At 41.9% G+C, this 14,307-nt stretch carries 8 protein-coding genes, 1 tRNA gene and 1 pseudogene; 3 read left to right on the top strand and 7 right to left on the bottom strand.

All coding sequences use genetic code 11. The annotated features are described in order from the left end of the window. Positions 1 to 180 precede the first annotated feature (180 nt). Positions 181 to 3,069, top strand: coding sequence for a triple tyrosine motif-containing protein (locus AB5443_RS12855; RefSeq protein ID WP_368113671.1), 2,889 nt, complete (start codon positions 181 to 183; stop codon positions 3,067 to 3,069). Positions 3,070 to 3,215: 146 nt separating this feature from the next. On the opposite strand, the gene gyrB is transcribed toward AB5443_RS12855, so the two are convergent. The 5 genes and pseudogenes from gyrB to AB5443_RS12830 all read right to left on the bottom strand — a co-directional run bounded on the left by gyrB (position 3,216) and on the right by AB5443_RS12830 (position 9,043). Further along, the gene (gene gyrB / locus AB5443_RS12850; protein ID WP_073346830.1) at positions 3,216 to 5,174 is read right to left on the bottom strand and encodes a DNA topoisomerase (ATP-hydrolyzing) subunit B; all 1,959 of its coding nucleotides are present in this window, start codon (positions 5,172 to 5,174) and stop codon (positions 3,216 to 3,218) included. Between the two features lie 199 nt (positions 5,175 to 5,373). Further along, a complete protein-coding gene (rpsT, locus tag AB5443_RS12845; protein WP_022136747.1) occupies positions 5,374 to 5,628 on the bottom strand; it encodes a 30S ribosomal protein S20 in 255 nt (84 codons plus the stop codon). Positions 5,629 to 5,671: 43 nt separating this feature from the next. Continuing rightward, positions 5,672 to 5,743, bottom strand: a tRNA-Glu gene (locus tag AB5443_RS12840). Between the two features lie 284 nt (positions 5,744 to 6,027). Then, positions 6,028 to 7,058, bottom strand: a pseudogene (locus AB5443_RS12835) (AAA family ATPase). Positions 7,059 to 8,293: 1,235 nt separating this feature from the next. After that, on the bottom strand, positions 8,294 to 9,043 hold the full coding sequence (locus AB5443_RS12830) for a hypothetical protein (RefSeq protein WP_073346828.1): 750 nt from the start codon (positions 9,041 to 9,043) through the stop codon (positions 8,294 to 8,296). 330 nt (positions 9,044 to 9,373) lie between these two features. Here AB5443_RS12830 and AB5443_RS12825 point away from each other — a divergent pair, with 330 nt between their 5' ends. Together AB5443_RS12825 and AB5443_RS12820 are read left to right on the top strand one after the other, a co-directional pair. Continuing rightward, a complete protein-coding gene (locus AB5443_RS12825) occupies positions 9,374 to 10,315 on the top strand; it encodes a hypothetical protein (RefSeq protein WP_022138739.1) in 942 nt (313 codons plus the stop codon). Beyond that, positions 10,312 to 11,505, top strand: a complete 1,194-nt coding sequence (locus tag AB5443_RS12820) for an acyloxyacyl hydrolase (protein WP_022138738.1) — start codon at positions 10,312 to 10,314, stop codon at positions 11,503 to 11,505. Before AB5443_RS12825 ends, AB5443_RS12820 begins: the two co-directional genes overlap by 4 nt. Before the next feature lie 289 nt (positions 11,506 to 11,794). On the opposite strand, the gene AB5443_RS12815 is transcribed toward AB5443_RS12820, so the two are convergent. Next, positions 11,795 to 12,772: a FimB/Mfa2 family fimbrial subunit gene (locus AB5443_RS12815; protein ID WP_073346827.1), complete on the bottom strand. Its 978-nt coding sequence runs from the start codon at positions 12,770 to 12,772 to the stop codon at positions 11,795 to 11,797. Between the two features lie 33 nt (positions 12,773 to 12,805). Beyond that, positions 12,806 to 14,299, bottom strand: coding sequence for an Mfa1 family fimbria major subunit (locus AB5443_RS12810; RefSeq protein ID WP_073346826.1), 1,494 nt, complete (start codon positions 14,297 to 14,299; stop codon positions 12,806 to 12,808). Positions 14,300 to 14,307: the final 8 nt, after the last annotated feature.

The raw sequence follows: 14,307 nt of genomic DNA, 5'->3' as shown, positions 1-14,307 counted from the left end.
TTAATTCTATAAAAACTCAACATAAAATATATAAGTTGTTGAAAATCAGTAATTATGATAAAATGTACTAACTATATGAATTAAAAATGTTCTGTTAGATTAACCCTACAACCCAACAATTTCCTTATCTTTGTAATCAACCGAGGGTTTAAAACGAATCAGCCATTAAAGAGTAATACTATGAGAACGTTCTTATTAATTCTATCACTTTTATTTGTCCATAATTCCGCCTATTCCATCTATCCGATTGTGCGCAATTTTAGTAAGACGCATTATAAATCCGGTACGCAGAATTGGGATATTGTGCAGAATCCGGGTGGTTGTATTTACTTTGCCAATAACAATGGCGTGTTGGAATTTGATGGTAAGGATTGGGCAACCTATCCCATAGCCAACTATACCAATGTACGTTCAGTGTTTTATGATGCCGAATCCAGACGTTTGTATGCCGGAGCATTCAACGAGTTCGGTTATTATCAGTTGGATAATGCCGGGGGAGTTGTTTATCAATCTCTTATGCAGGCGTTTGATTCAATAAAAGACATTTCCGAAATATGGAAAATTTATAAGATTGAGCACTCATTCTATTTGCAGAGCAACCGGGATGTATATAAGTACAATGCGGATACCGTCCAGACTTATCATTTCAATCACAAAATAGATTGCTCCGCAGTGGTGCATAATTCCCTTTTAGTGTCGAATCGCGAGGAAGGGCCGATGATTCTGACCGGAAATTCATTTATGTCCCTGCCTTATACCGATGAGCTTATCGGTAAAAAAGTTTGTGCCATTTTACCTTATGAAAAGAACAAAATGCTGTTTGTTACTGATTTTCACGGAGTATATCTGTATGACGGAAAACATTTAGAACCTTGGTCATTGGATATTGATCCTTTTATAAAACAGAATCAAGTGTTCTGCGCGGCTACGTATGGCAAGTCGATAGCTTTCGGGACGGTGGCAAACGGGCTTTTCGTAAAGAACTTGTCTGATAATTCCACGCTGCATGTGAACACATTTTCCGGTATGCAGAATAATACGGTACTAAGTGTGGGATTCGACCGTTCGGGCAATCTATGGCTGGGCCTGGATAAAGGCATTGACTACGTTGTCATTAATACCCCTGAGTTTTCTTTATTTGGTTCGGAAAACTTATACGGTTCCGGTTATGCCTCGCTGGTCTATAAAGAAAAACTGTATCTGGGTACAAATCAGGGACTCTATTATATGGACTATCCCCTTACGAATCAGCAACAAACGGTCAAGTCCGTACAAGACATGAAAGGGCAGGTCTGGTATCTGACAGAGATTGATAATACATTGTTTTGCGGACACGACCGGGGCGTTTTTATTATTACGGGTGATCGTGCGGAACGTATCCCGCACGTAAATGGAACCTGGAAATTGGAACGTATGAAGAACCGTCCGGATTATATCCTCGGATGTTCTTATGATGGTCTTTTCTTTTTGCATAAACGTAACGGGCATTGGACATTTTCTCATTACCTGAAAGGCTTTAAAGAGTCGAGCGGTATGTTTGCCGAGGATAATGACGGTACGATATGGATGACCCATTGGATGAAGGGACTTTTCCGTTTAACCTTGGATGCACAGGCGGACTCGGTATTGAATGTAGAGTATTTTGCCGAAAATAGAGGATTCCCGACCAGCCGTAACAATTTGGTGAACGAGTTTAGAAACCGTATCATATTTTCTTCCGATGCCGGATTCTATAAGTTCGACCTTACCCGTAATAAGGCTGTCTTGTTTGATGAACTGAATAAGTATTTCGCAACCCTTCCCGCCGCTGCCCATCTATACGAATCCCCTTATGGTGACTTGTTTTTCATGTCCGGTACTATGCAAGCGGTTGCTTTCCGGAATCCCGACCAAACTTATACCCTGGATTCCATCTCCTTGAATTTCCTGCAGGACAAGCGTATATTCGGTTTCGAAAATGTAAACTGTATTGACAGGAATCATGTTCTGTGCAGTACTGAAAATGGCTTCTCCTGGATTAATCTCGCCAAAGTCCGTGCCAATGAAAAGAAACTGGGTAACGATGTATTTATAAAGAGTGTCTATCTGACCAATAACAATAAAGACTCTCTGATATATGGTTCCAGAGGTACTATTGAACAACAGTCCGTAAGAAAACTGCCATTTAAATATAATTCATTACGTTTCGAATTTGTCGTGCCCGAATTTGAGAAAGAAGATGCTGTGGAGTACAGCTATTTCCTCGAAAATTATGATAAGGAATGGTCTTCCTATTCAATGATTAATATGAAAGTATACACCAAACTTCCGCAAGGTGATTACACCTTTCATGTACGTGCCAAGAACCGGTTCAGACCGGGAGTTTCGGAAACCGCCTACCACATTGAAATACTCCCCCCGTGGTATCTGAGCTCGACTGCCTATTACGTCTATTTTATCTTGTTCGTCACACTCATATGGCTCTTGATACGTTTTGACAGGATGCGTTCCCGATTGAAGGAAGCAGAAGTGGAGTTTCGCAAAGAAGAAGAAATGCGGGAGCAGCAACTGCGGTTTGAAGAAGACGCCCGCAAGCGTGAACAGGAAATCGTCATGTTGAAAAATCAAACATTGGAATATAATCTGCGGCACAAATCCCAGGACTTGGCCACTTCTACGATGAACCTCATCCGTAAGAATGAGATCCTGCTTAAGATAAAAGAAGACTTGGACAAGCTCTATACCTATGTATCGGGTCGGGAAGACGAAGCAAAGATGGTGAAGTTATTAGGTAAAGTCCAGAAAGATATCCGGGAAAATATAGAGCATGATGATGACTGGCAGAAGTTTGAACATAATTTTGACATGGTTTATGAAGACTACCTGAAGCGGCTTGGCGAACGTTTCCCGCAACTGACAGTAGGGGACAAGCGGCTTTGTGCTTATCTGAAAATGGATTTATGCTCGAAAGATATTGCTCCGTTACTGAATATGTCAGTCCGTAGTGTGGAGATGGCGCGTTATCGCCTGCGAAAGAAAATGGAGTTGAGCCGCGATGTCAACCTGACAGATTTCCTGCAACACTTTTGAGGATGATTCATTGTGGCGGATCACTCCCTTTAGTATCGTTTCATCTCATAGGCAAAAGAAAAACGCCGACTGAAGGATGCTCCTTCGCCGTCGGCGTTTCCTCGTTGTAAGATGTGAGGTTGGTTTATAAAAACGTACTATTAAAATTATGCATCGATATTTGCATACGTTGCATTCTCTTCAATAAATTCGCGGCGCGGCCCTACGTCTTCACCCATCAACATGGAGAATACATAATCGGCTTCTGCTGCGTTGTCGATATTTACCTGTTTCAGCATACGGTTTTCGGGGTCCATAGTCGTTTCCCACAATTGCTGGGCGTTCATTTCACCCAAACCTTTGTAGCGTTGAGTATGAACAGCGTTTTCCGAACCGCCACCATACGTGTCGATGAACTTCTGGCGTTGTGCGTCCGTCCAGCAGTACTCTTCAACTTTACCCTTCTTGCAGAGATAGAGCGGCGGAGTAGCAATGTACAGATAACCGTTCTGAATAATCTGCGGCATATAACGGAAGAAGAACGTCATAATCAATGTGTCGATGTGAGAACCATCGACGTCGGCATCGGTCATGATGATAATCTTGTGATAACGCAATTTGTCGATATTGGCAGCTTTGCTGTCATCTTCGGTTCCGATAGTAACCCCGAGAGCTGTATAGATATTACGGATTTCATCACTCTCCAAAGCCTTGTGATACATTGCCTTTTCTACGTTCAGAATCTTACCACGCAACGGAAGGATAGCCTGGAACATACGGTTACGTCCCTGCTTGGCAGTACCACCTGCCGAGTCACCCTCGACGAGGAACAACTCGCATTTAGTCGCGTCCTTATCCGAACAGTCCGCCAGCTTACCCGGCAGACCACCGCCTGACATCGGAGACTTGCGTTGTACCATCTCGCGGGCCTTTCTTGCGGCGTGACGTGCGGTAGCAGCCAGAATCACTTTATCAACGATTGTTTTCGCTTCTTTCGGATGTTCTTCCAGATAATATGCCAGAACTTCGCCTACTGCCTGATCCACAGCACCCATTACTTCGTTGTTACCCAACTTTGTCTTGGTCTGTCCTTCAAATTGCGGTTCGGCTACTTTTACAGAAATAACGGCAGTCAAGCCTTCACGGAAGTCATCTCCCGAGATATCGACTTTCACCTTTTCAAGCATTTTGCTGTCTTCTGCATATTTCTTCAGTGTACGGGTCAGTGCACGACGGAAGCCGGCCAGATGAGTACCTCCTTCTATAGTGTTGATATTATTTACGTACGAGTGAACGTTTTCGGAGAACCCTGTATTATACATGATAGCCACTTCGATAGGAATTCCCTGCTTCTCAGAATTCAGATAAATAACGTCGTTAATCAAGTGTTCACGTGAAGACTCAATGAAACGTACGAATTCTCTCAAACCTTCTTCCGAGTAGAACTGTTCGCTTTTGAAGCTGCCGTCCTCATTCACTACCCGGCGGTCGGTCAGAGAAATGCGCAGACCAGCGTTCAGATAAGCCAGCTCACGCAAGCGTGAAGCTAAGATTTTGTAATCATATACTGTTTCTGTAAAGATACTACCGTCCGGCCAGAACTGTTGGCGGGTTCCTGTGATGTCGGATGTACCGACTTCCTTTACAGAATAAAGCGGTTTACCTATCTCGTACTCCTGCTGGTAGATTTTACCGTTACGGAATACTTGTGTTGTCATGTGCGTAGACAGTGCGTTCACGCAGGACATACCTACACCGTGCAAACCTCCGGATACTTTGTAAGACCCTTTGTCGAACTTACCTCCGGCATGCAGTACGGTCATGGCAACTTCCAGGGCCGACTTCTTTTCTTTTTCGTGGTAGTCAACCGGAATACCGCGTCCGTTGTCCTGTACTGTGATTGAATTGTCCTCGTTGATTGTCACTTCGATATGGTCGCAATAGCCGGCCAATGCTTCGTCGATAGAGTTGTCAACGATTTCGTATACCAAGTGGTGAAGTCCCTTTACGCTGATGTCACCGATGTACATCGCAGGGCGTTTTCTTACTGCTTCAAGACCTTCCAATACTTGGATACTATCCGCAGAATAAGACCCGTTATTGGGAGTGATTTGTTCTTCGCTCATAATTGCCTTTCTAACTTTAATAACAGAGCAAATATAGTGAAAATTGTCGACTTGGCGAAGAATAAATGGTGAAAAATGACGAATGAAAGTGGATTCTCTGCTTTCTTGACAGAACTGATACTCAAGTATTTATAAACAAGAAAGGCCGAACTTTTGAGGTTCAGCCTGATGCTATGGTAGAATTGTTAAATTCTTGTTATTAAGCGAGCTTGTTGATGTAAAGAGCCAACTTAGATTTCAGATTGCTAGCTTTATTCTTATGAATCACATTTGTTTTAGCTAACTTATCCAACATCTTTGTAACGCCCGGATACATTGCAACTGCTTCTGCTTTGTCAGTAGTTGCGCGAAGCTTTCTAACAGCGTTTCTCATGGTCTTGCCATAATATCTGTTGTGAAGTCTTCTTGTCTCTTCTTGTCTGATTCTTTTCAGTGATGATTTATGATTTGCCATCTCGACTAATCTGTTTTTTTAGTTCTTTTATTCTTTTAACTTGTAGCCCGTGGGGGAATCGAACCCCCCTTTCAAGAATGAAAATCTTGCGTCCTAACCGATAGACGAACGGGCCATCCTATTGTTGCATTTCTGCTTTTGCTTTCTTGAAGCAGTGTTTGTTTCTCGATTGCGGATGCAAAGGTAGGAACTTTTTTTAAACTGACAAACAATTAGCGAAAAAAAATAGAAGAAAATTTCACTTTTCTTCTATTGATACCTTATTATATGCTGATATTCAATAAAATAAATGCCTTCTTCATGAATGAAAAATTTTCTCTCTTCTGCAAGAAAGCTGACGGACATGTTTTCACATATACCTTATTATATATAAGGAATGAAAAAACTTCATGATATTGTTCATGCTTCTTCTACTTTTACCAGTTTCCAGCCTTTAAACACTAAAACGATACTCTTCAATTCTGTGGTTCCCTTATCTTGCAGAATCCATTCACTTGCTGCATACTGTTTCAGTTGTGTTTTGGCATCGACTGTCAATTTCTCTATTTCCATATCGGCGGCATCACGTTTGGCATATTTTACTTCGATACAGTAACTGTACGCCATGTCGGGAAGTTGCAGCAAGCGGGGCTGTAGAAAAATATCCGCGTATCCTTTGTTGCTTTCGTATTCGGGGCGGGCGATATAATAGTGTGTCAGTCCCAGATATGATAAAATGAAGGTCTTTACATAAGCTTCCCCCTCTATAAAGTCTCGGATACTGCTCTGGCCGTTCAGGCGGTCGGCAATGTATCTGAAATAATTTTCCCATTCTCCTTTATATGCCATTCGTTTCATGAGATCTATCAATTTATCTATTTCAAGATAAAGGTTAGCAGTATCTTTATAGATGTCCGCCATATAACCGTAAAGTTGCTCACGTACTGCCCAGTTGGGAACGCTTAACACAGGCTCGCCCATTTCCATTCCACTGATGGTGAGCATGCCATAATAATAAAGCAGGCTCTTGAAGTTCCTAGGCTTGACAATGTCTTCAGCAGGGAAACTATCAGCAATAATTCCAGTGGTAGAGCCATTTTCTACTATCTCTTGAACGACACTTGCGTTTTCTCCAAAAGTCTTGTCAACGTGGATAAGATGGCGTAACTTATTGTAGTCCGTACGGATATTTTGGGGGTAGGGTGCTTGCCTATATATAGCCCGCCAAAGATTTCTTCGAACTTATCTTGCTTGTTGATATCATAGTAAATGCCGAGCATGTTCAGAAAAAGGCTTTTCCCAAAACGGCGGGGACGGACGAAGAAGAAAAAACGACTTGTGTCTTCTACTAAGGCAATATAATGTGTCTTGTCTACATAGTAATAGTTATCACTGATAATAGACTCGAAGTTCGTCATCCCATAAGGTATTTTCTTTATTGCTGTATCCATAACCACTCTATTTTTATAGTGGAGAACAAAAATAGCTTATTTTCTTCGATTCGGCAATTAATGAGATGTTTATTCTTGTTCTTTATTCTGTTGCTTTACCGTGTTGATATGAGCTAATTCGATTTCAGAAATAAACACGCACTCCAAACAAAAGTTTTCACGATTTACCCTCATACCCTCATAAATTTCTTCAAATCCTTTATTCATCGTAGCTTCAGCTATGAGAGCAGGTCATGATAGCACCCTGAGAGTAACTTTTGCTCTCAGGGTATTATCATCCCATCCCCCTATAAAACATAGGATATACTAACGGGATATTAACGTTATCTCTTCGGTATCCTTTCGTTAGATTACCGATATCACTAATTCGTCACGGCTGTGACAAATTCCTACCACGGCTGTGAAGAGAACCTACCATGGCCGTGACGAATAGTTACCACGGCCGTGGTGAGATAACAATACCGGTAATCTAATGGAAGAATACCGGCAGCCTAACGCAAGGATAAAGGCAAGATAACTAACACTTCCTTACTTCATAACTTATGTTTCCCTAAACAACATAGCCAGGGAACCCACATTAAAGCACAACGTACTGAAATAAGTTAAACAGAATAGAAAAGATTCAAAACCTGTACTGATTTAAGCCAATCCATCTGATACACTGATGACTCAAATATCCAATTATCCGAATCTAATCCTGTCGATGCTCACCAAGCGGGGGATATAGATTCATCACGTGGGCAAAAGTGGGTGGCACATGGGCTTAGGGTTGTTTATCTGTGGGCTTAAAGTCATCGGCAGGTGGGCTGAACAGGACAGAGCCTCTATTCTGGCGAAACAGAGGCTCTGTTTAAATGAAATGCAAGCTCCGTTTCGCTAAAACAGAACTTGCATTTATTGAATGAAGGCATATATGCTAATACTTCCGGAAATCTTTTATCACCAGAAACAATGATTTTACCATTTTCCAAACCATCATTCATTTCTATTTCATAAATTAAGGGAGAGTTTTCATCAGATAATGTTCTTGTTTGTCCCGAAGCATTAAGTCGATATTGGCTTTTTATACCCAAAGTTACTCCGTTCGCTCTTGTTTCAGGACTGGCTGTAACTGATTTTTCTCATAATACTTTTTTATTTACTTAATTTTATGTTTACTATTTACCTTGTCTTAGTTTTAATACTTGGTTACAAGTATACAAGATGTTAATAGTAACAGTTTCATTTTATTGCAATCAATCAAAAATAATTCCTCCTGGTGGAATTATTCCATTATTCTTCCAAACATGATTAACCTTTACTTCTGTGATACCGGCATCAGGATATCGTCGTTGATATTTTTCTGTTTTATCAGCTTCTATGATATATCCGTGTGACATTCCAGTTACAAATTTGAAACCATATTTTTCTTTTTTTCCGTCATGCATTAAGGTTAAAGAAGTAAGGTTCCATTCGTATAATCCTTCATAAGATATGTCTGAAATCGTTTTTATTGTGAACTTTCTCGTATCCTGATTAAATGTATAAGTTGCGCCAATAAAAGGTTCACTTTCTTCTCGCAATTCTTTTTCTATTTCCGGGGGGATTCTTAGGTCTATTGCTTTTATAGTTATTCCCGGATATCCAGGGCTACCTTCTTTTAATGGAATCCCCCAATCTATGATTTCCGGGCTGCTGAAATATTTTACATATACGAATATCTCACATAATATTTTATCATTATCCAGAAGCCGTATCATGGTACTTCCACTTTTGTGTGTAGTGATGCAGATACCTGTTTTATCAATAGTTGCAGTTGCAATTTCTTGATCTTCAGACTGTAGTGTACAGTTGCAGTGGGTTAAGTCAGTTTTGATACTAATATGTGACGTTTCTCCTTCCCATATGGAAATCGATTTCTTTTCCGGTTCGTATGGTTCTTCCTTGGAACAACCATACGAGACTATAAATAATGATGTGATAAGTAAAAAATTAGCAAATCTCATATTTCTATTATTTTTTCGTTATATTATATAACATGGTCATTTCTTGGGTGTAATATGCTATGTTTCCATAATCAGTCTTGAATATGGTATCACAATCATCCTGATAGCAGAAATGTAGATATGAACAGTATATAGATAAGCTTTTTCATTAGTTTGTGTTTATTAGTTCGTTGTAAAAGTAGTCTTTTTTTCTATATGGTGTTGCTTAATCAAATTTTATTTAGAAGAAATTCTTTTATTAGATTTGAATATTAATTGAATACAAGGTGCTGAGTTTTAAAATTTATATACTACTTTTGTCCCCAACGAAAACGACAAAAGGACAATGGCATGAAAAAGTGCATAGACTTAACGGCATATCTTCTTATTCTATTGGTATTTTATAGTTGCAACGGGGATGTATTTGTTGACGATTTCCGGTCTTCTGATTCCGAACTGATTTTGGATGGAAACGGTGATGTCGCGGTAATCCGGTTTGCGTCTTCCAATTGGGATTATTTGCAGATATATACTTATGAAGAAAACTTTTCTTATTCATATGAAATCTATGATGTGGATGGTCAGTTGATAACAATAGAGCAATTTCCTTATCTGAAAGGATTGGGAAAGATTGTTTGTAATGAAGAATTGATTGGTTTCACTGTCGATCGCAGTAATCCCAAAGAGCTGAAGATAACAGTGGATGAGAATGCCCGCTCCACTCACTTTCGATTCGAAATCATAGCGAGCAACGAATATGAGTTTCAGGAAATATATGTTGATATTTCGCCGTCGGACAGGTATGTGTTCGATCATATCACTTACTCTTTGGATGCGTATTCTTACGCAAAGAAAACAGAGAAACAAAGGAGCTTTGTGCAATCTAATGGTTGGGATATTCCTTATCCCTATCTCTTATCCCCATACGAGAATGCTCGCTATGAAGTAATATTCAAAAGCGAGATGCCCGGGGCTTTTCAACTTTTGGGAGAAGGCAATTTGACAGTAGAAATACCCGATATGAAAGGCGGATATTTGGGACTGAATGGTACGCAAGCACAATATTCTTCCATACAGCAAACACTGTCTCTCCCCAATACGGATCCGATAGAAGTTCCTATCCCGGCCTATACTACTCAGCGTATTACTCTATGGATGGATTATGAATGGTTTGAAACGAGATATACTCTCTATGCCGTTCATCCGAAGACAGGAAGGCAACGGAGTATCACCGGCATGTTACAAAGTAAAATGCCCGGAAAATATGAAATAGAACAGAAGGATCTCAAATGACTGGAAATATGAATATAGGACGGTTATTGTCTATTGTTTGCCTGCTGGCGTTTCTGGCAGTTGGCGGGAAATCAGGAGCGCAGATAGTCGGGAAGCATGGGATTGGCTTGGACGTCCGTCCGGGCTATGTTGTTCCGACAAACAGTTTTCTCGAAGGAGATAATTTGCAGCAGAAAATCATCGAACAATCGCTCTCCCTGCATCTGAAGTATGCTTTCCAGTTTGGTAAAGATTCCCGATTGGGCAGAATGTATCCTCATGCCTATCAGGGGATCGGTGTTTCGTATAATACTTTTTACTGTCCTGCCGAGTTAGGAAATCCGGTGACGGTATATGCCTTTCAAGGGGCGCCCATAGTACGGCTTTCGTCCCGTCTGTCGTTCGATTATGAATGGAACTTCGGAGCTTCTTTCGGTTGGAAGAAATATGATGAACAATACAATCCGCAGAATGAGGTTATCGGTTCTAAAATTAATGCATATATCAATTTGGGGCTTCTTTTGAACTGGCAGTTTCATCCGCAATGGAAGTTGGCGGCAGGGGTGGACTTAACGCATTTCTCCAATGGAAATACTCATTATCCCAATGGGGGAATCAATATTATCGGTGGGAGAGTAGGCATTGTACGCACCTTTGGCGATACGGATGATGCGTCCGGAGCGATAGCTCCTGAACGGTTATTCATAAAGCCGCACGTCAGTTATGATTTGGTGATATATGGTGCTACCCGCAAAAGGGGATTCGTTAAAGACAATGTGCCGAGTCTGGTACCCGGTTCGTTTGGTATCGTGGGGCTCAATTTTGCTCCGATGTATAATTTCAATAACTATTTCCGGGCGGGACTTTCTGTAGATGCGCAGTATGACGAGAGTGCCAATATCAAGGACTATAAACTGGAAGGAAGCTATATGAACGATATAAAGTTCCATCGTCCTCCTTTCCGCGAGCAATTTGCGGTGGGGTTGTCCCTTCGGGCGGAACTGGTGATGCCGATTTTCTCAATCAATGCCGGAATTGGACGAAACCTGATATGCCGTGGGGATGATACGAACGGTTTCTATCAGATTCTGGCTCTCAAGACTTACGTCACGCGCCATTTGTTTCTGCATGTAGGGTACCAGTTGAGCAAGTTCAAAGACCCTAATAATCTGATGTTAGGGATAGGATATAGATTTCATGATAAAAGGTGAACAAGCTACGGTAAAAGATGAATAAACTATGGTAAAAGATGAACAAGCATCCCGATTATCCATAAACGAGTAGTGCACCCTTTCCTCGCTCGGAAAGAATGCACTTAACACAAACAAAACAAACAAACAATAAAACGGCTTCTCAAGGGTTATGCCGTTTTATCGGGCATTTTGCATATAGTGGGAAACATTATATGCGAGAGGGCGAAAGCCCGCTCGGGTACTTCACAGCAGCCTTTCTTTATACATCTCACCAGTATATTGTATATAAACTTATTTATCAGTCTCTTTACGACTCCAGTTCGGAATCATTCAGCCGTATACTCCACCCGTTTACTTTCATTTTCGGACATATCCGCGGGATTCCCGTAGTTGACGACTTGATGAAGAACAGGAGAGTGTAAGAATCCTGCCGGTCAAGATATTCCTGGTCGCCTATATCACCTATATTATCGGGATAGATTTTTGATAACAATAAATATTGGGTGAGTGGCAGGCGCAGGATCACCTGTCCGCTGGGTATATGCTTTATTGACAATGTCGTATCGTCTCCCTTCATGATGCGCAGTGTATTTAATCTGGCATGGATGACGGGAATCTGTCCGGACATTACAGACACTTCCTGCCGATACGGCAGATAACAGACCGGAGTCGCGTCGACAGGAGTATTTGTATAGTCTATTACGCCGTTGGCGGATTCCAAAGTGAAGGCGAAGTCCTCCTGTTGCAGGGGGAGATTGTCTTCATCCTGAAGGATACACGAGAAATAATTCGTGTTTTTAACCAGTTCGGCGGTGACGACCTGATATTCCTCACTGATAGTAATATTTTCAAGGCTACTGTGAAAGAGCGCGTTTAGTTTCCTGTCGGACTGGTTCTTCTCGTCACATGCCAGCGATATGTTCAGGGATTTCCGTTCCGTCCGTTCAGCTTTGAGATTTGGGAGCTGGTACGGATAGTCGGATGCTCCTCCCCATATGAGCAGGTGATAAGTCCCGGCGGGAAACGGCACTCTTACCATGCAGTAGCTTTGATGTAATGTTATACTGTCTACGTCCAGTCGGTCCACATACTTGTCGTTCTTGTCGAAGGCAAGAATGGTGATGTCGCCTACTTGCGTAGGTGCGGCGTCCACGTTCAGGATGTTGTAGGTGTACGAGATTTTCAGCCAGGTTCCTGTCGGACAGTCTGACAAGTCATCGTTCACCCAGTCACAGGACGAGAACAGCGCGACAACGCAAATAATATGTAGTAGAAATGAACGCATTTAGATTGATTTTAGTTCAGACGGCCGGACTGCTTATTCAAGTTCTACATCTTGATTACGTACGGCCCATGGAAAAACATTGATATTGATATCCAGTTCGGCTTTGTATTCGTCCGGTTGTTCCGGTTCGATGTAAGGTTCTCCGCTGCCGAGTCCCGCTACTTTGCTGATAGACAGACGATAGATATTATTGCGGACGATGCCGAATTCCATTACACCCATTTCTGTAGAGTTGTTATCTTCGTGCTTGATCCAGTAGTTGTAGTAGCATGAGTAATTTTCCGTCTTCTGGAAACGTTTGATGCTGTATTCGGCAAGGATTTCCGTAGCCGAATCGTCAGTGATGTCTTCCGGAAGATTATTCAGAACCTGTTTGCGGATAGCGTCTACACTGGTGTAGAAATTGTAATTGAAGTAGAACATCTTGGACGGCCAGTTGGAAGGATTGCTTATGTTGTCACCGTTTTCATCGAAAACGCGGTCGGTGGCAATGTCCATGTTCGCTTTAAACATCACTCCTGTGCTGTATGCATTTAATTGTGCATTGACGAACATACAGTTCTCCAGACAGTAGACATGTGACCAGCTACCCGCTTGTGCCATGCCTGCCCAATTGCTGTCGTTGATATCCAGATCTACTAATGCCTGTGCAAAGAATCCGTCGGCATTGGTGAAATCTTTGGCGCCTTCCACTGTTTTCTTGAAGAAATAGGGGTCGATTGCATAACCGTTGTTGTCGTTGATGTCACCGAAGTTCTCATTTGTGTATGAGCCGGGTTCCTGGAAATCATTCAGAACGGCGGTGTGACGGAAGGTATAGAACTGTGTTGCCAGATTCAACATTCTGAAGTTGTTGAGCTTGATGGTGCAATAAACCTTTCCGGCAGGGTCTTTCAATGGGAAAGTTTCCTGTTTTTGTGTCAGTTCAATTTTGGCAACAGCACGTTCCAGGCCGATAGATACACTGGTCACCTTGTCGGAATCAGTCGGCTTCTTTACTTCCACGTTCAGATTGGCCGCACCGCGGTTTGTCATTACGAATCCACTTGCAGGTACGCTTGGAATCTTTCCTTCGCTGTATGTAATGCCGTCGACAGCATTCAGGAAAGCATCCTGCGTGCTGATATCTCCGGTGACGGCCTTTCCGTTGGCAATGGCGAAGATATTGTAGGTGCCCGGATTCACGGTAATCTTGTCGGCAGTGTACTTTATCTCTTCTAAGTCCGCTTTAATCTGTTGGATATTCTTCAGTTCCTGCTGGTCTTTAAGAGTTTTGGTGGTTGAGTCGAACAGATAGATTGTCAGGCTTTTTACTGCATACTCCTCTTTTGAACCTGTTTCGGTTATGCCCGATGATTCGGCGCTACGGGTGCCGTTTGCATTGGGGATTTCAAAGAACAGGGCAAGGTTGCCATTGGAATCCGCATGAGTTTCATCGGAAAAGGCTACATCCGCATCATTGATGCAACTGTACTGTGTGACTGCTGCAAATAAGAGCAGGGGCACTAACTTTGTGAATCTTTTCATTTTTACTT

It is taken from the genome of Bacteroides sp. RTP21281st1_H5_RTP21281_210402 (genome assembly GCF_040918965.1).
Taxonomy (GTDB): Bacteria; Bacteroidota; Bacteroidia; order Bacteroidales; family Bacteroidaceae; genus Bacteroides; species Bacteroides congonensis.
The sequence above is the reverse complement of the archived record's forward strand: the minus strand, read 5'-3'. Positions and strand labels throughout refer to the sequence as shown.